The organism is Xanthomonas sp. NCPPB 3005, assembly GCF_041228095.2.
Lineage (GTDB): Bacteria > Pseudomonadota > Gammaproteobacteria > Xanthomonadales > Xanthomonadaceae > Xanthomonas_A > Xanthomonas_A bonasiae.
Window position 1 is genome coordinate 2262751 of sequence record NZ_CP166096.2, and the last position, 19950, is coordinate 2282700.

The 19950-nt window shown below is 70.4% G+C and carries 19 protein-coding genes and 1 tRNA gene; 9 read left to right on the top strand and 11 right to left on the bottom strand.

What is annotated here, in order from left to right; translation table 11 throughout:
- The first annotated feature begins 47 nt into the window (after nucleotides 1-47).
- The 4 genes from AB8810_RS09710 (at nucleotide 48) to AB8810_RS09725 (ending at nucleotide 3246) form a co-directional block, all read left to right on the top strand.
- A complete protein-coding gene (locus AB8810_RS09710; RefSeq protein WP_369916368.1) occupies nucleotides 48-839 on the top strand; it encodes a polysaccharide pyruvyl transferase family protein in 792 nt (263 codons plus the stop codon).
- Nucleotides 826-1590 (top strand): WecB/TagA/CpsF family glycosyltransferase, encoded by a 765-nt coding sequence (locus AB8810_RS09715; protein WP_206258347.1) that lies wholly within the window; start codon nucleotides 826-828, stop codon nucleotides 1588-1590. The genes AB8810_RS09710 and AB8810_RS09715 overlap by 14 nt, the downstream gene beginning before the upstream one ends.
- 105 nt (nucleotides 1591-1695) lie before the next feature.
- Complete coding sequence (locus AB8810_RS09720; RefSeq protein ID WP_369916369.1) at nucleotides 1696-2166, top strand: cupin domain-containing protein; 471 nt, start codon at nucleotides 1696-1698, stop codon at nucleotides 2164-2166.
- A gap of 57 nt (nucleotides 2167-2223) precedes the next feature.
- Nucleotides 2224-3246 carry a TraB/GumN family protein gene (locus AB8810_RS09725; protein WP_369916370.1) on the top strand — a complete coding sequence of 341 codons (1023 nt, stop codon included), beginning with the start codon at nucleotides 2224-2226 and terminating at the stop codon, nucleotides 3244-3246.
- A gap of 77 nt (nucleotides 3247-3323) precedes the next feature.
- Here the strand turns inward: AB8810_RS09725 and dxs are convergent, their stop codons facing one another.
- The 8 genes from dxs to AB8810_RS09765 form a co-directional block, all read right to left on the bottom strand.
- The gene (dxs, locus tag AB8810_RS09730) at nucleotides 3324-5237 is read right to left on the bottom strand and encodes a 1-deoxy-D-xylulose-5-phosphate synthase (protein WP_369916371.1); all 1914 of its coding nucleotides are present in this window, start codon (nucleotides 5235-5237) and stop codon (nucleotides 3324-3326) included.
- 150 nt (nucleotides 5238-5387) lie between these two features.
- Complete coding sequence (locus tag AB8810_RS09735; RefSeq protein WP_369916372.1) at nucleotides 5388-6044, bottom strand: HNH endonuclease; 657 nt, start codon at nucleotides 6042-6044, stop codon at nucleotides 5388-5390.
- A gap of 102 nt (nucleotides 6045-6146) precedes the next feature.
- Nucleotides 6147-7931: an acyl-CoA dehydrogenase C-terminal domain-containing protein gene (locus AB8810_RS09740; protein WP_179565343.1), complete on the bottom strand. Its 1785-nt coding sequence runs from the start codon at nucleotides 7929-7931 to the stop codon at nucleotides 6147-6149.
- Between the two features lie 163 nt (nucleotides 7932-8094).
- Nucleotides 8095-9090 (bottom strand): biotin/lipoyl-binding protein, encoded by a 996-nt coding sequence (locus tag AB8810_RS09745; RefSeq protein ID WP_369916373.1) that lies wholly within the window; start codon nucleotides 9088-9090, stop codon nucleotides 8095-8097.
- A gap of 8 nt (nucleotides 9091-9098) precedes the next feature.
- Complete coding sequence (locus AB8810_RS09750) at nucleotides 9099-9305, bottom strand: DUF1656 domain-containing protein (RefSeq protein WP_179565340.1); 207 nt, start codon at nucleotides 9303-9305, stop codon at nucleotides 9099-9101.
- Complete coding sequence (locus AB8810_RS09755) at nucleotides 9289-11463, bottom strand: FUSC family protein (protein WP_369916374.1); 2175 nt, start codon at nucleotides 11461-11463, stop codon at nucleotides 9289-9291. The genes AB8810_RS09750 and AB8810_RS09755 overlap by 17 nt, the downstream gene beginning before the upstream one ends.
- A complete protein-coding gene (locus AB8810_RS09760) occupies nucleotides 11460-11957 on the bottom strand; it encodes a MarR family winged helix-turn-helix transcriptional regulator (RefSeq protein WP_206228790.1) in 498 nt (165 codons plus the stop codon). Before AB8810_RS09760 ends, AB8810_RS09755 begins: the two co-directional genes overlap by 4 nt.
- Nucleotides 11958-12242: 285 nt before the next feature.
- On the bottom strand, nucleotides 12243-12719 hold the full coding sequence (locus AB8810_RS09765; protein WP_191824261.1) for an LEA type 2 family protein: 477 nt from the start codon (nucleotides 12717-12719) through the stop codon (nucleotides 12243-12245).
- A 663-nt stretch (nucleotides 12720-13382) separates the two neighbouring features.
- Here AB8810_RS09765 and AB8810_RS09770 point away from each other — a divergent pair.
- The 3 genes from AB8810_RS09770 (at nucleotide 13383) to AB8810_RS09780 (ending at nucleotide 14928) form a co-directional block, all read left to right on the top strand.
- Nucleotides 13383-13458 (top strand) — tRNA-Phe (locus AB8810_RS09770).
- Nucleotides 13459-13787: 329 nt separating this feature from the next.
- Entirely contained in the window at nucleotides 13788-14069 is a 282-nt protein-coding gene (locus AB8810_RS09775) for a hypothetical protein (RefSeq protein WP_369916375.1), read from the top strand.
- Nucleotides 14070-14385: 316 nt separating this feature from the next.
- Entirely contained in the window at nucleotides 14386-14928 is a 543-nt protein-coding gene (locus AB8810_RS09780) for a lipocalin family protein (RefSeq protein WP_191823990.1), read from the top strand.
- 39 nt (nucleotides 14929-14967) lie between these two features.
- On the opposite strand, the gene AB8810_RS09785 is transcribed toward AB8810_RS09780, so the two are convergent.
- Genes AB8810_RS09785 through queG form a run of 3 tightly spaced genes read right to left on the bottom strand, consistent with a single transcriptional unit; the run spans nucleotide 14968 to nucleotide 17895 of the window.
- The gene (locus tag AB8810_RS09785) at nucleotides 14968-15363 is read right to left on the bottom strand and encodes an antitoxin Xre/MbcA/ParS toxin-binding domain-containing protein (protein ID WP_179565330.1); all 396 of its coding nucleotides are present in this window, start codon (nucleotides 15361-15363) and stop codon (nucleotides 14968-14970) included.
- Between the two features lie 44 nt (nucleotides 15364-15407).
- Complete coding sequence (gene xseA, locus AB8810_RS09790) at nucleotides 15408-16739, bottom strand: exodeoxyribonuclease VII large subunit (protein ID WP_369916376.1); 1332 nt, start codon at nucleotides 16737-16739, stop codon at nucleotides 15408-15410.
- A 28-nt stretch (nucleotides 16740-16767) separates the two neighbouring features.
- Nucleotides 16768-17895, bottom strand: coding sequence for a tRNA epoxyqueuosine(34) reductase QueG (gene queG / locus AB8810_RS09795; RefSeq protein WP_369916377.1), 1128 nt, complete (start codon nucleotides 17893-17895; stop codon nucleotides 16768-16770).
- Between the two features lie 23 nt (nucleotides 17896-17918).
- On the opposite strand from queG, the gene AB8810_RS09800 reads away from it, so the two are divergent.
- Both AB8810_RS09800 and tsaE read left to right on the top strand, forming a co-directional pair.
- Entirely contained in the window at nucleotides 17919-19403 is a 1485-nt protein-coding gene (locus AB8810_RS09800; RefSeq protein ID WP_369916378.1) for an NAD(P)H-hydrate dehydratase, read from the top strand.
- On the top strand, nucleotides 19400-19879 hold the full coding sequence (tsaE, locus tag AB8810_RS09805; protein WP_228318929.1) for a tRNA (adenosine(37)-N6)-threonylcarbamoyltransferase complex ATPase subunit type 1 TsaE: 480 nt from the start codon (nucleotides 19400-19402) through the stop codon (nucleotides 19877-19879). The genes AB8810_RS09800 and tsaE overlap by 4 nt, the downstream gene beginning before the upstream one ends.
- Nucleotides 19880-19950 lie beyond the last annotated feature (71 nt).

A 19950-nucleotide genomic window follows, 5' to 3' on the forward strand; every position in this document is an offset into this window, starting at 1 on the left:
CCGCTCGCCCGCGAACGGCGTTCGCGTACACAAGGGAGGATGTCGCATTGTCCGCACTGCAAAAATGGATCGACTACGAAGAACGCCGCGCGCTGTTCTGGTGGAAGCCGAAGAACGGCGAGATCAACGTCGGCGATCACCTGTCCAAGATCATCGTGTCCAACGTGCTGGCGCAGCGCGACCGGACCCTGCTGGACAAGCGCGACAAGCGCAAGCGCCTGATCGCGATCGGTTCGGTGCTGCATTTCGCCAGCGACGGCGACACGGTGTGGGGCAGCGGCATCAACGGCAAGATCCCGGCCGAGCGGCATCGCTTCCGCACGCTCGACGTGCGTGCGGTGCGCGGACCCAAGACCCGCGCGTTCCTGCAGGAGCGCGGGCTGCAGGTGCCGGAGATCTACGGCGATCCGGGACTGCTGATGCCGCTGTTCTTTCCGCTCGACGCGCTGGCGCCGCCGGCCGTACGGCAGCCGTTCCTGATCGTGCCGCACTTCAACGAGCCGTCGGACAAATACGCGCGCTACAAGGACCAGCTGGTGCTGCCGAACCGGCAGCCGGCCGGGTTCGTGCGGCAATTGCTGGGCGCGGAACTGGTGGTTTCCAGTTCCCTGCATGGGCTGATCCTGGCCGAAGCCTACGGCGTGCCGTCGGTGTACCTGGACTGGGGCAACGGCGAGGACCGCTTCAAGTACGACGATTACTACTACGGCACCGGGCGCACGCAGTGGCATGCCGGCCACAGCGTCGAGGAGTGCCTGGCCCTGGGCGGCAACGCCCCGTTCGAGCTGAATGCCCTGCAGCGCGGTCTATTGGACAGTTTTCCCCATGACCTCTGGTGATGCGCACTCCGAGCGGCAGGAGGTGATGGCGCTGGGCGGCTATCCGATCCTGCGCACCACCGAAGCGGCGTTCGCGCACGCGCTGTTCCAGGCGCAGGCGCGCGGCGAGCAGCGCCAGGTGTTCTTCGCCAACACCAACTTCGTGGTGCAGTGCCAGGCGCTGCGCACGCGCCTGCGCGCGCCGGGCGTGCGCATCGTCAACGACGGCATCGGCATGGACCTGGGCGCGCTGCTGGTGCATCGCCGCCGCTTCGCCGGCAACCTCAACGGCACCGACCTGATTCCGTACCTGTGCCGGCACAGCCGGCGGCCGCTGCGCTTCTTCCTGCTCGGCGGGCGGCCCGGCGTGGCCCAGGCCGCCGCGCAGACACTGCGGCAGACACTGGGCCAGCACGTGGTCGGCACCTGCGACGGCTACGCCGAGTTCGCCGCCGCGGGCACGGCGCTGACCGAGCGCATCAACGCCAGCGGCGCCGACGTGGTGCTGGTGGCGTTCGGCAATCCGCTGCAGGAAACCTGGATTCTCGACCATGCCGCGCAGCTGGATGCGCGCTTGCTGTTCGGGGTCGGCGCGCTGCTGGATTTCCTGTCCGGCAACGCCCAGCGTGCGCCGGCCTGGGTGCGCCGACTGCACATGGAGTGGATGTACCGCCTGTTGCGCGAGCCGCGGCGCCTGCTCAAGCGCTACAGCTGGGACCTGCTGGTGTTCTTCGGCGTGTGCCTGCGCAACGGCCGGCGCCTGGTGGGCTAGCCTAGCCCGCCAAGGCGGGCCGGCACTCGCCGGCGCCCATCAACCGCCAGGGCAGCGCGCGTCGGTGGTCTAGCCCAAGCCGGCCGACAGGCCCTAAACTGGGCCATGTCTACGAAATCGTCCACTCGTATCGCCACCTTGGTGCGCGACCTGTCGCTGCTGCCGCACCCGGAGGGCGGGCGCTATGCGCGCGTGCACACCTCCGCGCTGCAGATCCAGCACGAGGGCGTCACGCGTCCGGCCTGCACCGCGATCCGCTTCCTGCTGGTGCGCGGCGAGTGCAGCGATTGGCACCGGATCGATGCCGACGAAACCTGGCAATGGGAGGAGGGCGGCGCGCTGGAATTGCTGAGCTTCGATCCGCAGCATGGCCTGCAGCGCTACCGGATGGACGCCAGCGAACGCGGCGGCCTGCCGTCGGTGGTGATCCCGGCCGGCAGCTGGCAGGCGGCGCGGCCGCTGGACGACTACAGCCTGGTGCGCTGCGTGGTGGCGCCGGGGTTCCTGTGGGAGCGCTTCCAGCTGCTGCCCGTCACCGATCCGCTGGCCGCGTACCTGCCCAAGCTGTCGGGCTGATATCGTCGCGACGCGCTGGATCTTCGGCGTCGGTCCGAATTCCTGGAGAGTGTCGCGATGCCCTGGACGAGTGCGGTGAGAGGCGTGTGTGCGGCAGTGCTGCTGGCGTTCGCGGGCCTGGCCGCCGCGCATCCGGCGGTACCGCCGGCGGCGCCGGCCGCCGCGCCGGTGGTCGATCTGGAGGCGGTGCTGGTGACCGGCCAGCAGCCCGGTCCCGGACTGTGGCAGGTGCGCCGCGGCGACCACGTGCTGTGGATCCTGGGCACGGTGTCGCCGTTGCCCAAGCGCATGCAGTGGGCGTCGGGCGAGGTGGAGCGGGTGATCGGCCAGTCGCAGCAGGTCATCGCGGCGCCGACGCTGTCGCTGTCCTCGAACCTGGGCGTGTTCCGCAGCCTGCTGTTGCTGCCGTCGCTGCTGAAGGCGCGGCGCAACCCGGACGGCCAGACCCTGCAGCAGGTACTGCCGGCCGACCTGTACGCGCAATGGCTGCCGCTGAAGGCGCGCTACCTGGGCCGCGACGCCAGCGTGGAAACGTGGCGGCCGGTGTTCGCCGCGCAGGAGCTGTACGAAGCGGCGATGCGCAAATCCGGGCTGAGCATGGCCAGCGTCACCGCGCCGGTGATCGAGCGCGCGGCCAAGCGCGCCAAGGTGCCGATCGTGCCGGTGGTGGTGGAAGTGAAGGTGCCCGACGCCAAGCGCGCGCTGCAGGAATTCCGCGCGACGGCGCTGAACGACCGCAACTGCTTCGCGCGCACGCTGCAGGTCATCCAGGGCGACCTGGAAACGATGCGGCAGCGCGCCAATGCCTGGTCCGAGGGCGATCTCGACGCGCTCGGCAAGCTGCCGGGCAACGATCAGTACCGGGTGTGCATGGACGCGGTCGGCGAGGCGGCGATCGCGCGCAAGCTGGGCCTGGGCGATGTGCGCCAGCGCGCGCTGGGCAAGTGGCTGGAAACGGCGGAGCGGGCGCTGGCGCAGAACCGCTCCAGCTTCGCGGTGCTGTCGATGCAGGGCCTGCAGGAGGCAGACGGTCCGCTGGACCGGCTGCGCGCACGCGGTTACGAGGTGATCGCGCCTTGAGCGGGTGAGGTGCGACGCGCTGCCTACCTGCCCGCGCCGCACCTGCCGTTCACGCCGTGGCCAGGCGCGCCGCGGCGTCAGCCGGCCGCGGTACGCGCTGCGTTGGCGCCGGTCGCCAGCTGCGGCCAGCGCGCCAGGATCGCCGCGCGGATGCCGGCGGCGTCGATCCCGGCTTCGGCCAGCAACTGCTCGCGGCTGGCGTGGTGCTGGAATGCGTCGGGCAGGCCCAGGTGCAGCACCGGGCGCAGCACGCCTTCGGCATTGAGCAGCTCGGCCACGCCGGAACCGGCGCCGCCGGCCACCACGTTGTCCTCGATGGTCACGAAGCCGTCGTGGCTGCGCGCCAGCTCGAGCAGCAGCGCGCGGTCCAGCGGTTTGACGAAGCGCATGTTGACCACGCTCAGGCCGAGCTCGCGGCCGACCTGTTCGGCCGCCGCCAAGGTCGCGCCGAACGCCAGCAGCGCCAGCGTGGCGCCGTTCGCGCGGACCTGCGCCTTGCCGATCGGCAGCGTGTCCAGCGCCGTGCCGGGCGCCACGCCGGGACCGGTGCCACGCGGATAGCGCACCGCGGCCGGACCGGCGTGCTGCAGGCCGGTGCTGAGCATCTGCCGGCACTCGGCCTCGTCGGCCGGGGCCATCACCACCAGATGCGGCACGCAGCGCAGGAAGCTCAGGTCCAGGTTGCCGGCATGGGTGGCGCCGTCCGGGCCGACCACGCCGCCGCGGTCGATCGCGAACAGCACGTCGAGCTGCTGCACCGCCACGTCGTGCACCAGCTGGTCGTAGCCGCGCTGCAGGAAGGTCGAGTAGATCGCCACCACCGGCTTGGCGCCCTGCGTGGCCATGCCCGCCGCCAGCGTCACCGCATGCTGCTCGGCGATCGCCACGTCGAAGTAGCGCTGCGGGTATTCCTTGCTGAAGCGCACCAGGCCCGAGCCTTCGCGCATCGCCGGGGTGATCGCCAGCAGCGTCGGTTCGGCGGCGGCCATGTCGCAGATCCAGTCGCCGAACACGTCGGTATAGGTCGGCGCCTTGGCGCCCGGCTTGGACACCAGACCCTTGCTGGGATCGAACGGGCCGACCGCGTGGTAGCCGATCTGGTCGCCCTCGGCCAGTTCGTAGCCCTTGCCCTTGGTGGTGATCACGTGCAGCAGCTGCGGACCCTTGAGCGTCTGCAGCGTCTTCAGCGCGCCGATCAGCGCCGGCAGGTCGTGGCCGTCGATCGGCCCGGTGTAGTGGAAGCCCATCTCCTCGAACAGCGTGGAGGGCACGAACATGCCCTTCCAATGCTCCTCCCAGCGGCGCACGAAACGCGCGGTGGGATTGCTCTTCTTGTCGCCGAGGATCTTCTTGCCGCCTTCGCGGATCGCATTGAGGGTCTTGCTGCCGCTCATCCGGCCGAGCATCTTGGTGACCCCGCCGACCGCTTCGGAGATCGACATGCGGTTGTCGTTGAGGATCACCAGCAGGTTCGGTTCCGGGTCCATGCCGCCGGCGTGGTTCAAGGCCTCGTAGGCCATGCCGGCGGTCATTGCGCCGTCGCCGATCACCGCCACCACCTTGCGCTCGTCGCCGGCGCGCTGCAGCGCGATGGCCATGCCCAGCGCCGCGGAGATCGAGGTGGAGGAATGGCCGACGCCGAAGGTGTCGTACTCGCTCTCCTCGCGCTTGGGAAACGGTGCCACGCCACCGGCCTGCTTGACCGAATGGATCTCGTCGCGCCGCCCGGTCAGGATCTTGTGCGGATAGGTCTGGTGGCCGACATCCCACACCAATCGGTCGACCGGGGTGTCGTAGAGATAGTGCAGGGCCACGGTGAGTTCGATCACGCCCAGGCCGGCGCCGAAATGGCCGCCGCTCTTGCCGACGCACTCGATCAGGTAGGCGCGCAGTTCCTCCGCGATCGCCGGCAGCTCCGACTCCTCGAAGCGGCGCAGTTCGGCGGGGATCTGGATGCGCGCGAGGCGCGGATAGCGGGTGGGATCGATCATCGGGATTAGGGTTCAGCGGACCGTCCATTTTCCTCCCCATTCCGGGCACGGGCAAGCAACCCGTTCAGTTGCGCACGGGCGCAGGCCACGCTGGCAGGGAGGTGCGGCAATCCGTCGCAGTGCGCGGCGCGTTGCGCGCCGGCCTGGCGGTCAGACCGACAGCTTGGAACGCTTGGGCAATTGCGCCTTCAGGAACGACATCTGGTCGGCGAGGATGTTGCGGTTGGACAGGATCAGGTGCTCGATCCAGCTCGGCCGGTACGGGACCGCCAGCAGCGGCATCGACGCCTGCTGCGGGGTGCGGTTGCCCTTGCGCGAGTTGCAGTGGAAACACGCGGTGACCACGTTCTCCCAGGTGTCGCGGCCGCCCTTGGAGACCGGCAGCACGTGGTCGCGGGTCAGTTGCGGGCGGCTGAACTGCTGGCCGCAGTACAGGCACAGCTGCGCGTCACGGGCGAACAGCGCGGTATTGGTCAAGGTGGGCGTGGGATCGAGCGCGCGCGAGCGGGCATGGCCGCGGGCGGCGATGATCGGATGCAGGTGCAGCACGCTGCGCTCGCCGCTGGCGCGCGACATGCCGCCATGGATGTGCATGCACGGTTCGCCCAGGGTCCAGGCCACCGCGCCACGCGCATACAGGCAGGCGGCCGATTGCCAGTTGATCCAGTCCAGCACCCGGCCATGCGCATCCAGCGACAGCAGGCGCACCGAAGGCAGGGTAGGGGGCGACGAAAACGACGCGTCGCCGGCCGAAGCGGCGAAGGCTCCGGTATCGATCAGACCAAGCGTTGTTGTGTCTGTCTCCATCGGGAAAACAGCTTATACCCGATTGTTGACGATTTGTGTATCGACGCGGGACGGATCTGCGCGACCGGCGCAGTGCGCCGCCGGTCGCGCAGCGCGCCTTGCTCAGAAGTGCGCGTCGGCCATCGCCATCAGCGGTTCGGCACCGGCCTCGATCACCGCGGCGTGGGTCAGCGTGCGCGGCAGGAGCTTGGCGTAGTAGAAGCGCGCGGTCTCGCGCTTGGACTGCTTGAACGCTTCGCTCTGCGCCGATGCATCCGCGGCGGCGACGCTGCGCGCCCACCAGTAGGCCAGCACCACGTAGCCGGAATAGAACACGTAGTCGTAGCTGGCCGCGCCCAGCTCGTCGGCATTGCCGGCGGCGCGCTGCAGGATGCGCTTGGTCAGCGCCGCCCATTCGCCGGCCTTCTCGCGCAGCGGGCCGACGAACTCGGCTACGGCCGGATTCTCGGCATGCTCGGCGAGGAAGGCCTCGATCTGCGCCAGGAACAGCTTCAGCCCCGCGCCCTGGCTGGACGCGGTCTTGCGCCCGATCAGGTCCAGCGCCTGGATGCCGGTGGTGCCTTCGTACAGCGTGGTGATGCGCGCGTCGCGCGCCAGCTGTTCCATGCCGTGCTCGTGGATGTAGCCGTGGCCGCCGAAGCACTGCAGCGCGTGATAGGTGTTCTCCACGCCCCATTCGGTCTGGCAGGCCTTGGAGATCGGGGTCAGGAAACTGACCAGCACGTCGGCCTGCTCGCGCTCGGCCGGGTCCTGCGCGTGGTGGGCGATATCGATCAGGGTCGCCGCGTGCAGCGCCAGCAGGCGGCTGCCTTCGGTCAGCGCCTTCACCGTCAGCAGCATGCGGCGCACGTCCGGATGCACCAGGATCGGGTCGGCCGGCTTGTCCGGCAGCTTGGCGCCGGTCAGCGAACGCGACTGCAGGCGTTCGCGCGCATAGCGCAGGGCGTTCTGGTAAGCGCGTTCGGACAGGCCGATGCCCTGCAGGCCGACGCCCAGCCGCGCCGTGTTCATCATCGTAAACATGGCCTGCAGGCCCTTGTGCGGCTGACCGACCAGGTAGCCTTCGGCGCCGTCGAAGTTCATCACGCAGGTGGCCGAGCCGTGGATGCCCATCTTGTGTTCCAGCGAGCCGCAACGCACCGCGTTGCGCGCGCCGACGCTGCCATCGCGGGCGACCTTGAACTTGGGCACCACCAGCAGCGAGATGCCCTTGGCCCCGGCCGGCGCATCCGGCAGCCGCGCCAGCACCAGGTGCACGATGTTGTCGGTGAAGTCGTGCTCGCCGGCGGTGATGAAGATCTTGGTGCCGCTGACCGACCAACTGCCGTCGGCATTGGGTTCGGCGCGGGTCTTGAGCAGGCCCAGGTCGGTGCCGCAGTGCGGCTCGGTCAGGCACATGGTGCCGGTCCAGCGGCCATCCACCAGCGGCTTCAGGAACACCTCCTGCTGCCAGGCCTCGCCATGCTGCTTCAGCGCCTCGACCGCGCCATGCGACAGCAGCGGGAAGTTGCCCCAGGCCAGGTTGGCCGCGTTGACCATCTCGTTGAGCGGCACGCCCAGGGTATGCGGCAAGCCCTGGCCGCCGAACTCGGTGGCCGCGGTCAGGCCGGTCCAGCCGCCTTCGGCGAACTGCCGGTAGGCCTCGCGAAAGCCCGGTGCGGTGGTGACCGCGCCGGTAGCCGCGTCCAGCGTGCAGCCGTGTTCGTCGCCGACCCGGTTCAGCGGCGCCAGGACGCTGCCGGTGAAGCGCGCGGCTTCCTCCAGCACGGCATCGACCACGTCGGTGGTGGCCTCGGCATAGCCGAGGCGGGCGAACAGCGCTTCCACCTGCAGCACGTCGTGCAGCGCGAAGCGCAGGTCGGTCAGCGGGGCTTGGTAGGTGCTCATGCGGTCGCTCGAACAGAGGCCGCGGCGCGGCCGAGGTGCGCAGGATACTACGGCGTATGGATGTGGGGCGGGGATTCGGGATGGGGGATTCGGGATTCGCAACGGCCGTCGCGCGGCGGAAGATCGGAACCGGCTGTCGCTTTTACGAATCCCGAATCCCGAATCACGGCTCCCCATGCACCGTAACCGTCGCGGTCATGCCGGCGGCCAGGACCGTGCCGCGCGGCACGCTGGCCGGATCGATGCGCACCCGTACCGGCACCCGCTGCGCCAGGCGGATCCAGTTGAAGGTGGGGCTGACGTCGGCGAGCAGCGAGGCGCTGGTCGGGTTGTCGCTGTCGGCGATGCCGCGGGCGATGCCTTCGACCTTGCCGTGCAGCATCACTCCGCCGCTCATCAGGCGGATATCGGCGCGATCGCCGACGTGCACCCGCGGCAGCTTGGTTTCCTCGAAGTAGCCGTAGATCCACATCGCGTCGTCGCGGACCAGCGCCAGCCGCGCGCTGCCGGCCTGGGCGTAGTCGCCGACGCGCACGTCCAGGTTGGTGACGTAGCCGTCGGCGGTGGCGCGCACCTGGGTGCGTTGCAGGTCCAGTTCGGCCAGATCGACCGCGGCCTGCGCCTGCGCCACCGCCGCCAGCGCCTGCGCCTGTGCGGCGCTGGCCTGGCCGCGCACGGCGGCGGTGCGGTGCACGTCGGCCTGCGCCGAGCGCGCGGTGGCCTCGGCATCGGAACGGGCCTCGGCCGAGATCACCGACGCGGCGCGGGCGCGGCGTTCGGCCTGCGCGCGGCGCATCTGGAATTCGGCCTCGCTGGCGGCCTGGCTGGCGGCTGCGGCGGAGATGCTGGCACCGGCCGAGCGCGCCTTCGCCTGCGCCGCGGCCAGGTCGGCGCGGGCTTGCGCCAGGGCCAGCTCGAAGCGCCGGCGGTCGACGCTGAACAAGACGTCGCCGCGCTCGACGTGCTGGTTGTCGGCCACCGCGACCGCATCGACCAGGCCGGACACGTCCGGGGCGATGCGCACCACCTCCGCACGCACGCGGCCGTCGCGGGTCCACGGCGACAGCATGTAGTGCCGCCACAGCGCGTGCGCGAGCAGGGCGGCGATCAGCACGATCGCGGCGGTCAGGGCGAAACGGATCAGGGCGGATGTCTTCATGGCGGGACTCACGGCAAAAGGAGCAGGCCGAGCGCGGCGAACACGCCGACGTACAGGGCCAGACGGAACAGCGGCGGATGCCAGGCGTAGCGGTACAGCCCGGCGCGGCCGGCGAGCGCATCCACCGCCCAGGCGGCGAACAGCAGCGCCACCGCCAGCACCAGCAGGCCGGGCACGTACACGCCGGCGATCGAGATTTCAGCGGGCAGCGCCATCGGCGGCTCCTGGCGAGGTCGGGGCGTGCGCATGCCCGGCGGCGAGGGCGGCGAGCACCGAGTCGGCATCGAGCAGTGCGCCACGCAGCAGGTGCAGGTGTTCGCGGGTGCGCTTCCAGCGCAGCGGCACCGCGCCGTCGAGACGGCTCGCCGCCAGCGCCGCGTCGATGCGCTGCAGGGCCAGCCGATGGCGTTCGGGCGAAGGCGCCAGGTACAGCTCGGCCAGTGACTGCACCGCAGCGTCCACATCGGTGGCCAGCGCGTGCGGCAGGTCGCCGTCGGCCGCGTCGCGGCGCAGCTCGACCAGGGTGCGCCCGGTCTCGTGCACCGACAGCGCCCAGCCCAACAGGTCGCGCAGCTCGTCGCTGCCCGGCGGGGTATGCGCGACGATCTGCTGGAACAGGTCGCGGTTGACGCTTTCCAGGCGCAGGTGCAGGCCGGGCAGCGGCGCGCGTGCGGCCAGTGTGGTCTGCCGGCGCAGCTGTTCCAGCAGGCGCTGGCGATGCCAGCGCGTGCCGATCACCGGCGGCACGAACACGAACGCCACGCTCACCGCCAGCGTGCCCAGCAGCAGCGGCACCACGCTGTTGAAGGTGGTGACGGCGTTGAAACTCGGCGTCGGCTGCACCGCCAGGATCGAGACGAAGGCCAGATTGGTGCCGGTGGCGAAGCCGAACAGCGCCGGCTTGGAGGCCAGGTACAGGGTCAGCAGCAGGAACGGCGCGGTGCCGGCGACGAACAGGCCGTAGCCATCCATCTGCGGCAGCACCAGCAACTGGCAGACCGCGCCCAGCGCGGCGCCGAACACGAAGCCCTTGAACAGCGAACGCGCCGCCGCCGGTGCGTTGGCGCTGGACGACAGGATCGCGCTCAACGCCACCGCCTGGAACACCGCGGTGGCGCCGCTGATCCAGCCGGCCTGGATCCATAGCCAGCACATCGCCGCCACCAGCAGCGCGCTGCGCAGCGCGGTCAGCGCGGCGGTCGCGTAGTCGTTGCCGCGCAGGAACACGGCGGTGTCGCCGCCGGCCTGCGGCGTGCGCCACTGCTGCGGGGCGACCAGCGCGGCCTCCGCGGCAACGTAGTCGTGCAGCTCGCCGAAGAAGCGCCGCAGCAGCGACACGCCGGTGTCGAAATCTTCGTGGCGCGCGCTCGGCAGGGTGTCGCGCACTGCGGCGGCACGCGGCGCCAGCGCGTCGCGGCATTCGGCCAGCCGGCGCGCGGTCTCGACGGTGCGTTCGCGGCCGCCGCGTTCGCTCAGCGCGGCTTTCAGCGGCCGGTACAGGCCGATCAGCGCTTCGGCGACATCGCCTTCGGCCTGGCGTAGCAGGCGGTTGATGTAGTGATGCAGCGACTGGAAGCTGGTGGACACCGCCATGAAGCGCTGGTTGAGCAGGCGCAGGCGGCCGCTGCGCACGCGCGCCTCCGGGTCCTCGAACACCACCGAGCTGCGCAGGTCCTCGATCTCCACCGCGTCGCGGACGAAGCGCAGGTGCGCCTGTTCCATCGACGCGCGCGACAGCTGGCCGCCGGTGGCGTCGCGGACGAAATCCAGGAAGCCGTCGTAGGCGCGGCGCACCGTGTCGCGCAGGGTCTGGCGCAAGCGGCTGGGGAACACCACGTCGCTGATCACGCCGGTCACTAGCAGCCCCAGCAGCACCTCGGTGACGCGCGCGGTGACCAGCGCGAACACGTTCTGCGGCTGGTTCACCGCCGGCAGCGCGATCAGCGCCACGGTGTAGCCGGACAGCACGAACGCGTACGCCTTGAAGTTGCGGTACAGCAGCGCGCCGCCGGTGCACAGGCCGATCCAGATCGCCAGCACCAGCACGAACAGCACCGGTTCCTGCGGGAACAGCGCCACCATCGCCAGCGCGGCGACGCTGCCGATCAGCGTGCCCAGCACGCGGTAGAAGCCTTTCGCGAACACCATGCCGGTCTGCCGGTGCATCACCACCACCACGGTGATCATCGCGGTCATCGGCGAGGACAGGTCCAGGCGCAGCGCGATCCAGCCGGCCAGATAGATCGACAGCAGCGTGCGCAGCACGAACAGCCAGGCCTCGCCTTCGCCGCGCAGGGCGTCGGCCAACACGGCGCGCAACCGCGGCGGGGCGGCGGCGGCGCTGGCTGCGACGTCGGTACCGCGCGCGCTCATGCGTCGCCTTCCACGCTGCGCAGCAATTGCTTCAGCAAGGCTTCCAGCTGCGCCAGTTCGGCGCTCTCCAGGTGCTGCGTGTACCCGCGCAGTTGCGCGAACACGTCCGGCATGAACGCGGCGATCAGGCGCTCGCCCTCGGCGGTCAGGCGCAGCAGCAACATGCGTCGGTCCTCGGCGCTGGGGGTGCGCTGGATCAGGCCCTTGTCGACCAGATGACTGGTCAGGCGGGTGATGTTGGCCGACTTCTCGCTGGCCGCGTCGCTCAACTGCGACGGGTTCAAGGTCCCGTCCGGGCTGGCGTCGATCATCATCAGCACGTTGTATTCGGAGTAGTTCAGGCCGTAGGCGCGCAGCATGTCGTTGCCCTGATCCAGGATCAGCTTGTGCAGCAGCTTGATCAGGCGCACCACCGCGGCCGCGTCGCGAGGGAACCCCGGATGCTTCTGGCCGGTGACGTCCAGGCGCTGCTCGGTGGCGGTGAAGCGGCTCATGGCTGGCTAGGCATTTGGTACATATGTATATATTACATTTGTGTATTAAATGCGCGGTAATGGCAGCTGAACGCGTGCTCGGCGGGACGGCGCTTTTGGGTCGGGGATGTGGGGCGACGGCAGCGGTCGCGAAGCGGCCCGGGCAATGGCAGGCCTGCTAGCACAGCGGTTGCGGGGGGCCTGGCTGAAGCGCCGATCGACCGGCACGGCGTCGCTGCCCCTAGCTCACAGCGGGCGCAAGAAGTGAGGGCGGGACCGCGCCGCGGTGGCGCGGGCGGGATGCGGCTAGCGCAGGACGCCGTCCAGTCCGGGCGCGGGGGTGAGCATATTGCGCGTATCGATCTCGAACGTGCGCTGCTTCTTCTCTTCCGGGGTGGCGTCAATGCTGCCCTTGAGGGTGTAGTCGAGGCTGCGGCGGCCGGCCAGGGCATCGGCGATGGCGATGCGCGCGGCCGAACTCGGGCGCAGCGCGACGCTGACCACGTCCGCCGTTTCCGGCCCGATCGAGATGCCGGGCGCGAGCTGCAGGGTCCCGGCGGCTTCGCCGCCCACGCCCAGGTCCAGGCGTACGCCGTCGTAACGCATCGGGATGCTGCTGTAGTTCTGCAGGCGCAACTCCACCTTCCAGCTGCCGTCCATATTGACGGTGAGCTGCTGCAGGCTGGCCGCGGGGTCGGACACGCGCCGCACCATGCCGTCGCCGCAGGCGGCCAGCAGCGCAGTGCACAACACGAGCAAGCCGAAGCGAAGCCGCTGACGCATGACCGATTCCAGGACGTGAAGACCGGCGAAGAATACTACGGCGCCCAGGGACTCGGCGTGGCGAGCGCCGGGCCACCGTCGCGCGTCGCCTGCAGCGAGCCGCCAGCCGCGCGCACCTTGGTGGCGCGGTTTCTCTGGAAGCCACGCCGTCTCCAGCCCGGCGTTGCGGTCGTTGCCCGAGTGCTTCGGCGCTCCGCTGTCCCGGCGCTTCGACGCGCTCAGGTGCTTCGACACGCTCGGGTGCGGCGCCGCTCCAGTGCCACCGCGGCACGTCATCGGCTGCACCGCCTTGCGGGGCTGCAGGTCGGCGGCGTTCGCGGCTTCCGGGCGAAGGCGTCCGCGGCCAGCTTTGCGGCAGGGCCGGCTGGCCGGTCACCGGCATGGACGCCCTACGGCAGCGTCGTCGACCCAGCGGCGAACGCGCCGGATCTGACGGCGCCGCGGTGTCCTTGGCGGCCTGGCCTATGACCATCACCAGTGGCATCCGTGCCCGTGCATAGGCCAGGCGCCGAGGACGCCTTCAGCATGCGCGGCGGCGGAATCCGGCGCAGTCGGCGCGGGCCGTGTCGTCCGGTAGGAAAATTCCGAAATGCCGCACTTGCCCAATCCCGAACGCATCGCTATGATGCGCGTCCCCGCACCGGTCCTGCCGCGTTGCGCAGTGGCCGAGTAGCTCAGTTGGTAGAGCAGGGGATTGAAAATCCCCGTGTCGGCGGTTCGATTCCGTCCTCGGCCACCATTCCATGAAAGGCTTGCAGAAATGCAGGCCTTTTTCTTTGCGCTTCCGTGTCCCGCGGCGCGATGACGGGTGTCTCGCAGGGGAGGTCGCGCCTGGCCGGTAGTACGCGGGTCCGCGATGCCCAGCACCTGCGACGGGCCGGGCGAGCACACGCATTGTGTGCCGACTTCCGCATTGGAGCTGGCCTATTCATGCTATCGCTAGCGGAAGTCACGGCGTTTACGCTCGTAGACAAGTGCGGCAATTCTCAGGTTTGCCGTGATGTAACGCTCAACTATGCGGGGCCGATGTCGTAATCATGTGCACATGGTTAATCTGAGAGTGGGCCAATGCACAAGGAATTGACGCGGCTATGTGTACTGGCCCTTGCATTGGCGGTGGCCGGTGGCGCCGGCGCCGCGCCGGCCTTGAGCAAGCTGGATCCCGCCTATCAGGCCGGTCACGATCCGGCCGCGCCGTATATCGAGCAGGTCGGCTCCGAGTGCGTGATGGTCAACGTGTACCTGGAGCAGCGCGACGGTGTCGCCCAGCAAGTCATCCTGCGCGAGCCGGTGGAATGCAGTAACAGCAGCCAAGGCCAGGACCTTGCCGTGGCCGACCTTTCGTCTTAGCGCGTCGGCGTGGCACGTTTGCGGCTTCCGTTCCTGGTCGTCGCAGTGGGCGGCACCTGTTTCGCCAGTTGCCGGGTAGGCGGGGGCGCCGTGTTGAGTGCGCTGCCCCCACGCGTCGCGCGGACTGCGTAATTCGTGCATTGCTTTCTTGCGTAGCGCTGGCCTGCCGCCGCGGTGCGCGCCTTCGGTTGCGGTGTTGTCATGGCATGCCGCCGCAATGGCGGTTCGTCGCAGGCCTGGACGAGGGCTGCGCTTTACATCGCCGCGCCGCTCCTGCATAAGGCTGGTCTTCTCCTTTTTTTGCAGGAACGTCCGCATGCGTCCTCCATCGCTCGCGATGCTGCTGGCCTGCCTGCTGTGCCTGGCGCTGCCGGCACGGGCCGCGCAACCGGTGACGTCGGTCGCCGAGTTCGATCTCGGCCGCTATGCCGGGCAGTGGCACGAAATCGCGCACCTGCCGGTGTCGTTCCAGAAGAAATGCGTCGCCGACATCACCGCGGCCTACGTGCTGCGCGACGACGGGCTGATCGGCGTGCGCAACGCCTGCCGTACCGGCAAGGGCGACATGCTTGCCGCCGAGGGCGTGGCGCGGCGGGTGGCCGGCCATCCCGGGCGGCTGCAGGTACGGTTCGCGCCGGATTGGCTGGCCTGGGTGCCGCTGGTCTGGGCCGACTATTGGGTGATCGCGCTGGATCCGGATTACCAGTGGGCGCTGATCGGCGAGCCGGATCGCAAGTATCTGTGGGTGCTGTCGCGTTCGCCGCGGATGCCCCGCGCGCTGTTCGAGCAGGTCAAGGCCAAGGCGCGGGCGATGGGCTACGACCTGGATCCGCTGTTGGTCGTCGCGCCGCTGGAGTGAGCGGCCTGCCGGTCGGCGCGCAAGAGCGGCGCCGCGCCGCTAGCCGGCGAAGCAGGCGCGGGCCGCATCGAGCAGCCGCGCGCTGGCGCCGTCCCGCAGCAGTTGCCGCGGCGTCTGTCCGCCGAGCTGCGCGTGGCTGCCGTTGAGCCACTGCGACAGCGCGGCACGGTCGCCGCCGCAGCCGTTGCAGACGATGCAGATCGTCTCGCCGACATCGAGCAGGTGCTCGCTGCGCAACGTTGCCAACGTGTCCGCATCGCGCCCGAGCCAGTCGAGCACGCGTTGCGCGTCCTCGGTGGAGCCGTAGCTGGCGCCGTCGATCAGCGACAGCGTGTCGGTCGAGCGCGATAGCCGGCCGGCCTTGTCGCGCTCGGCGCGGCGCATGCCTTGCAGCACCGCCTTGATACGTTGTTCGTTTGAAGCTGGCTGCGACATGGAAATGCACTGGCGATGAGTAGCGGTCGACAGGTGTACCGCAGTCATTCTGTACGTAGCGTCACCTCGCCGTCGGCAAGCCGCGCGCGCAGGCGGTCGCCGGGCGCAACCTGCGTGGCCGAGCGCACCAGCGTGCCGTCGTCGACCCGGGTCAGGATCGCGTAGCCGCGCGTCACCGTGGCCAGCGGGCTGACCGTCTCCAGCGCGCGGGCCAGCGCGCGCAGGCGCTGCGTGTCGGCCTGCAGCTGCCGCGCCATCGCCGCTTGCGGGCGCCTGCCGAGCGCGAGCAGGCGCTCGTGCAGGGCGGCCAGACGCCGTTGCGGCTGGGCTGCGCGCAAGACCGCGGCGGCGTGGCGCAGGCGCGCGCCGCGGCGTTCCTGCTGTTGCCGCCACAACGCCAGCAGGCGGCGCGCGGCATCCTGCTGGCGGCGCTTCAGCATTTGCAGTTGCGCCTGCGGACTCTGCGCCTGCAGTCGCAGCGAGGCGCGATCGGCGCGCTGCATCGCCTGGCGCAGGCGGTGCTGCTGCCACTGCAGCAGCCGCGCGTGCTGGCCGCGCAGGCGTGCGGCGAGGTCGCGCTGGTCGGGGGCGAGCAGTTCCGCGGCGACCGATGGCGTCGGCGCGCGCAGATCGGCGGCGAAGTCGGCCAGGGTCACATCGGTCTCGTGGCCGACCGCCGACACCACCGGCGTGGCCGCGGCGGCGATCGCCCGCGCCAGGCGTTCGTCGTTGAACGCCCACAGGTCTTCCAGCGAGCCGCCGCCGCGGGTCAGCAGGATCGCGTCGTAGCGACCGCTGGCATCGGCGCGCTGCAGCAGCGAGGTCAGCTGTGCGGCGGCGCTGTCGCCCTGCACCAGGCTCGGCAGGATGTCCACTTCCAGCAGCGGCAGGCGCCGGCCGAGCACGCTCAGTACGTCGCGCACCGCCGCGCCGCTGGGCGAGGTGATCACCGCCAGGCGGCGCACGAAGGCGGGCAGGGCGCGTTTGCGCTCGCTGGCGAACAGGCCCTCGGCGGCGAGCCTGGCCTTGAGTTCCTCGAACGCGCGGCGCAACGCGCCTTCGCCGGCTTCCTCCAGGTGATCCAGCACCAGTTGGTAGTCGCCACGCGCCTCGTACAGGGTCAGCCGGCCGCGCGCGAGCACGCGCAGGCCTTCGCGCGGCACGAACTTCAGCCATTGGCTCTTCGGCTTGAACATCGCGCAGCGCACCTGCGCGCGCGCGTCCTTCAGGGTGAAGTACAGATGTCCGGACGAGGGCCGGGTGACGTTGCCCAGCTCGCCTTCCACCCAGGCCAGCGGGAACGCGCTTTCCAGCAGGTCGCGCGCCAGCGTGTTGAGCTGGCTGGGGCTGAGGATCTGGTCGTCGCGATCGGGCATGCGGGCGCTGCGTGGGCGTGCGGGGCGCCTATCCTCGCACGTCGCCGTGAGCGGCCGGTCGCGGCAACGCGACCTCGCCGGCAGGCGCCCGGTCCGCATGCTGCGCCAGCGCCCACTGCACGTGTTCGCGCACCAGCGGCGAGGCGTGCTGCGCGCGCGTGCCGAGCGCGGCCAGCACCTGCGGTGTGCTCGGCGCATTGCCCAGTGCCACCGCCAGGTTGCGCAGCCAGCGCTCGTGGCCGCTGCGGCGGATCGCGCTGCCTTCGGTGCGGCGCAGGAACTCGTCCTCGTCCCAGGCGAACAGCTGCGCCAGCGTGGCCCGGTCGAGATCGTTGCGCGCGCGGAAGTCGGGTTCGTCGCTGCGCTTGGCGAACTTGTTCCAGGGGCACACCAGCTGGCAGTCGTCGCAGCCGAAGATGCGGTTGCCGATCGCCGGGCGCAGCTCCTCGGGAATCGCGCCGTCGTGCTCGATGGTCAGATAGGCGATGCAGCGGCGCGCGTCCAGCCGGTACGGGGCGACGATCGCCTGGGTCGGGCACACGTCGATGCAGCGCGTGCAGGTGCCGCAGTGCGCGCTGGCCGGCGGATCGATCGGCAACGGCAGGTCGACGTAGATTTCGCCGAGGAAGAACCAGGAGCCGCCATTGCGGTCGATCAGGCAGGTGTGCTTGCCGATCCAGCCCAGGCCGGCGTCGCGCGCCAGGGCGCGCTCCAGCACTGGCGCCGAATCGACGAAGACGCGATGGCCGAACGGGCCGATCTCGGCCTGGATGCGCTCGGCCAGTTTCTGCAGGCGGTTGCGCATCAGCTTGTGGTAGTCGCGGCCCAGCGCGTAGCGGGCGACGTAGGCGCGCTCGCCATCGTGCAGCGTGTCCCAGGCCGAATCGTCGTCGTTGCGTCCGTAGTCCAGGCCGACCGAGATCACCCGCAGCGTGCCTGGAATCAGTTCGGCCGGACGCGCGCGCTTGTCGCCATGTTGCGCCATCCATTGCATCGTGCCGTACAGGCCTTGCGCCAGCCAGTCGCGCAGATGCGCTTCGTCCTGCTGCAGCTCGATCCCGGCGATGCCGCAGCGCTGGAAGCCGAACTCGCGCGCCAGCGCGCGGATGCGCGCGGCAACGGTGTGGGGATCGGCGGGGGCGACGCTGCTGGACATGGCGCAAGTATAGAATCCCGCGCATGTCCGACTCGTTCGATCTCTACGATACCGCCGCCGCGCGGCGCATCGATGCGCAGGCCACGGCCTTGCTCGGCGGCGACGGCTACACGCTGATGCAGCGTGCCGGCCAGGCCGCCTGGCAGACGTTGCTGCAGCATTGGCCGCAGGCGCAGCGCATCCTGGTGGCCTGCGGCACCGGCAACAATGGGGGCGATGGCTACGTGCTGGCGCGGCTGGCGCATTGCGCCGGACGCCGCGTGCGCGTGCTGCATCTGCCTGGGCGTGGCCCGCAATCGGCGTTGGCGCAACGCGCCTGTACCGACTACATCGGCGTCGGCGGCCGTATCGAGGTGTTCGATGCGGCGCTGGACCAGGCCGACGTGGTCGTCGACGCGTTGCTCGGGATCGGCCTGAATCGCGCGCCCGACGCCGAACTGGCCGCGCTGCTCGGCGCGCTCGCCGGACTCGGTGCGCCGGTGTTGGCGCTGGACGTGCCCAGCGGCGTGGACGCCGAACACGGCACCGTGCCGGGCGCGGCATTGCCGGCGACGCTGACCGTGCAATTCATCGTCGCCCATGCCGGCTTGCATACCGGGGCGGCGCTGAACCATGTCGGCGCCACCGCGTTGGCGACGCTGGAGGTGCCGGCCGCCGCATTCGACGGCTGCGCGGCGCAGGCCCAGGCCTGGACCGACGCGGCGCTGGCCGCGCGCCTGGCACCACGGCGGCGCGACAGCCACAAGGGCGATTCCGGGCATGTGCTGTGCATCGGCGGCAACCTGGGCAGCGGCGGTGCGGTCATGCTCGCCGCTGAATCGGCGTTGCGCAGCGGTGCCGGCCTGGTCAGCGTGGCGACCCGCGACGCGCATGTCGCGCCGTTGCTGGCGCGGTGTCCGGAGGCGATGACGCACGCGGTCGAGGACGGCGCCGCGCTGGCCCCATTGCTGCGCAAGGCGAGCGTGGTCGCGCTGGGTCCCGGGCTGGGCCAGGACGAATGGGCGCAGGGTCTGTGGCGGCTGGCGCTGGCGGCGGAGCTGCCGTCGGTGATCGACGCCGATGCGCTGAACCTGCTGGCGCAGGCGCCGCGCGCGTTGCCGAACGCCGTGCTGACCCCGCATCCGGGCGAAGCCGGGCGCCTGCTCGGCATCGCCACCGCCGAGGTGCAGCGCGACCGCTTCGCCGCCGCCGCGGCACTGGCCGAGCGCTACCAGGCTGTGGTGGTGCTGAAAGGCGCCGGCAGCATCGTCGCCGCGCCGGGGCGGGTCCCGCGGGTCATCGCCGCCGGCAACCCGGGCATGGCGGTCGGCGGCATGGGCGATCTGCTGACCGGGGTGATCGCGGCGCTGCGCGCGCAAGGCCTGGCCGCCTCCGAAGCGGCCAGCGTCGGTGCGTTGCTGCATGCGGCCGCCGGCGATCGCGCCGCCGCCGCCGGCCAGCGCGGCCTGCTGCCGTCCGACCTGCTGCCGGCGCTGCGCCACCTGGCCAATCCGGAAGCGAACCGATGATGCGGCTCCATCTGCAAGACAGCGACGCCACCGAGCGCCTCGGCCAGGTTCTGGCCGCCACGCGTCCGGCGCAGGCGATGGTACATCTACGCGGCGATCTGGGCGCCGGCAAATCGACCCTGGCGCGGGCGCTGCTGCGCGCGCTGGGCGTACAGGGTGCGATCCGCAGTCCGACCTACACATTGGTCGAGCGCTATCCGTTGCCCGACGGCGAAGCCTGGCACCTGGACCTGTATCGCATCGGTGCCGCCGGCGAACTGGATTTCCTGGGGTTGGACGAGGCATCGGCGACCCTGTGGCTGGTGGAATGGCCGGAACGCGGCGGCGATGTGCTGCCGCCTGCCGACCTGATCGTGGCCCTGGCGCTGCACGACGAGGGACGCGCCGTGCAGCTGCAGGCCGGCACGGCGGTCGGCGCGGCCTGGTTGTCGCGGATGGCCGAACGGGACGACTTGCGGGGTTTTTCTGCCGGCTGACACTAGGAAGTGCAGGCAGGTTATGGATTATTAAGGGAAAACCGCTTGTGTTTATGTGCGCGGGATGCTTG

Bases quoted from the DNA above. Each gene is read 5' to 3' on its own strand.
- AB8810_RS09715 (WP_206258347.1), top strand. From the start codon at position 826: ATGACCTCTGGTGATGCGCACTCCGAGCGGCAGGAGGTGATGGCGCTG.
- AB8810_RS09720 (WP_369916369.1), top strand. From the start codon at position 1,696: ATGTCTACGAAATCGTCCACTCGTATCGCCACCTTGGTGCGCGACCTG.
- AB8810_RS09725 (WP_369916370.1), top strand. From the start codon at position 2,224: ATGCCCTGGACGAGTGCGGTGAGAGGCGTGTGTGCGGCAGTGCTGCTG.
- dxs (WP_369916371.1), bottom strand. From the start codon at position 5,237: ATGATCGATCCCACCCGCTATCCGCGCCTCGCGCGCATCCAGATCCCC.
- AB8810_RS09735 (WP_369916372.1), bottom strand. From the start codon at position 6,044: ATGGAGACAGACACAACAACGCTTGGTCTGATCGATACCGGAGCCTTC.
- AB8810_RS09740 (WP_179565343.1), bottom strand. From the start codon at position 7,931: ATGAGCACCTACCAAGCCCCGCTGACCGACCTGCGCTTCGCGCTGCAC.
- AB8810_RS09745 (WP_369916373.1), bottom strand. From the start codon at position 9,090: ATGAAGACATCCGCCCTGATCCGTTTCGCCCTGACCGCCGCGATCGTG.
- AB8810_RS09750 (WP_179565340.1), bottom strand. From the start codon at position 9,305: ATGGCGCTGCCCGCTGAAATCTCGATCGCCGGCGTGTACGTGCCCGGC.
- AB8810_RS09755 (WP_369916374.1), bottom strand. From the start codon at position 11,463: ATGAGCGCGCGCGGTACCGACGTCGCAGCCAGCGCCGCCGCCGCCCCG.
- AB8810_RS09760 (WP_206228790.1), bottom strand. From the start codon at position 11,957: ATGAGCCGCTTCACCGCCACCGAGCAGCGCCTGGACGTCACCGGCCAG.
- AB8810_RS09765 (WP_191824261.1), bottom strand. From the start codon at position 12,719: ATGCGTCAGCGGCTTCGCTTCGGCTTGCTCGTGTTGTGCACTGCGCTG.
- AB8810_RS09775 (WP_369916375.1), top strand. From the start codon at position 13,788: ATGCACAAGGAATTGACGCGGCTATGTGTACTGGCCCTTGCATTGGCG.
- AB8810_RS09780 (WP_191823990.1), top strand. From the start codon at position 14,386: ATGCGTCCTCCATCGCTCGCGATGCTGCTGGCCTGCCTGCTGTGCCTG.
- AB8810_RS09785 (WP_179565330.1), bottom strand. From the start codon at position 15,363: ATGTCGCAGCCAGCTTCAAACGAACAACGTATCAAGGCGGTGCTGCAA.
- xseA (WP_369916376.1), bottom strand. From the start codon at position 16,739: ATGCCCGATCGCGACGACCAGATCCTCAGCCCCAGCCAGCTCAACACG.
- queG (WP_369916377.1), bottom strand. From the start codon at position 17,895: ATGTCCAGCAGCGTCGCCCCCGCCGATCCCCACACCGTTGCCGCGCGC.
- AB8810_RS09800 (WP_369916378.1), top strand. From the start codon at position 17,919: ATGTCCGACTCGTTCGATCTCTACGATACCGCCGCCGCGCGGCGCATC.
- tsaE (WP_228318929.1), top strand. From the start codon at position 19,400: ATGATGCGGCTCCATCTGCAAGACAGCGACGCCACCGAGCGCCTCGGC.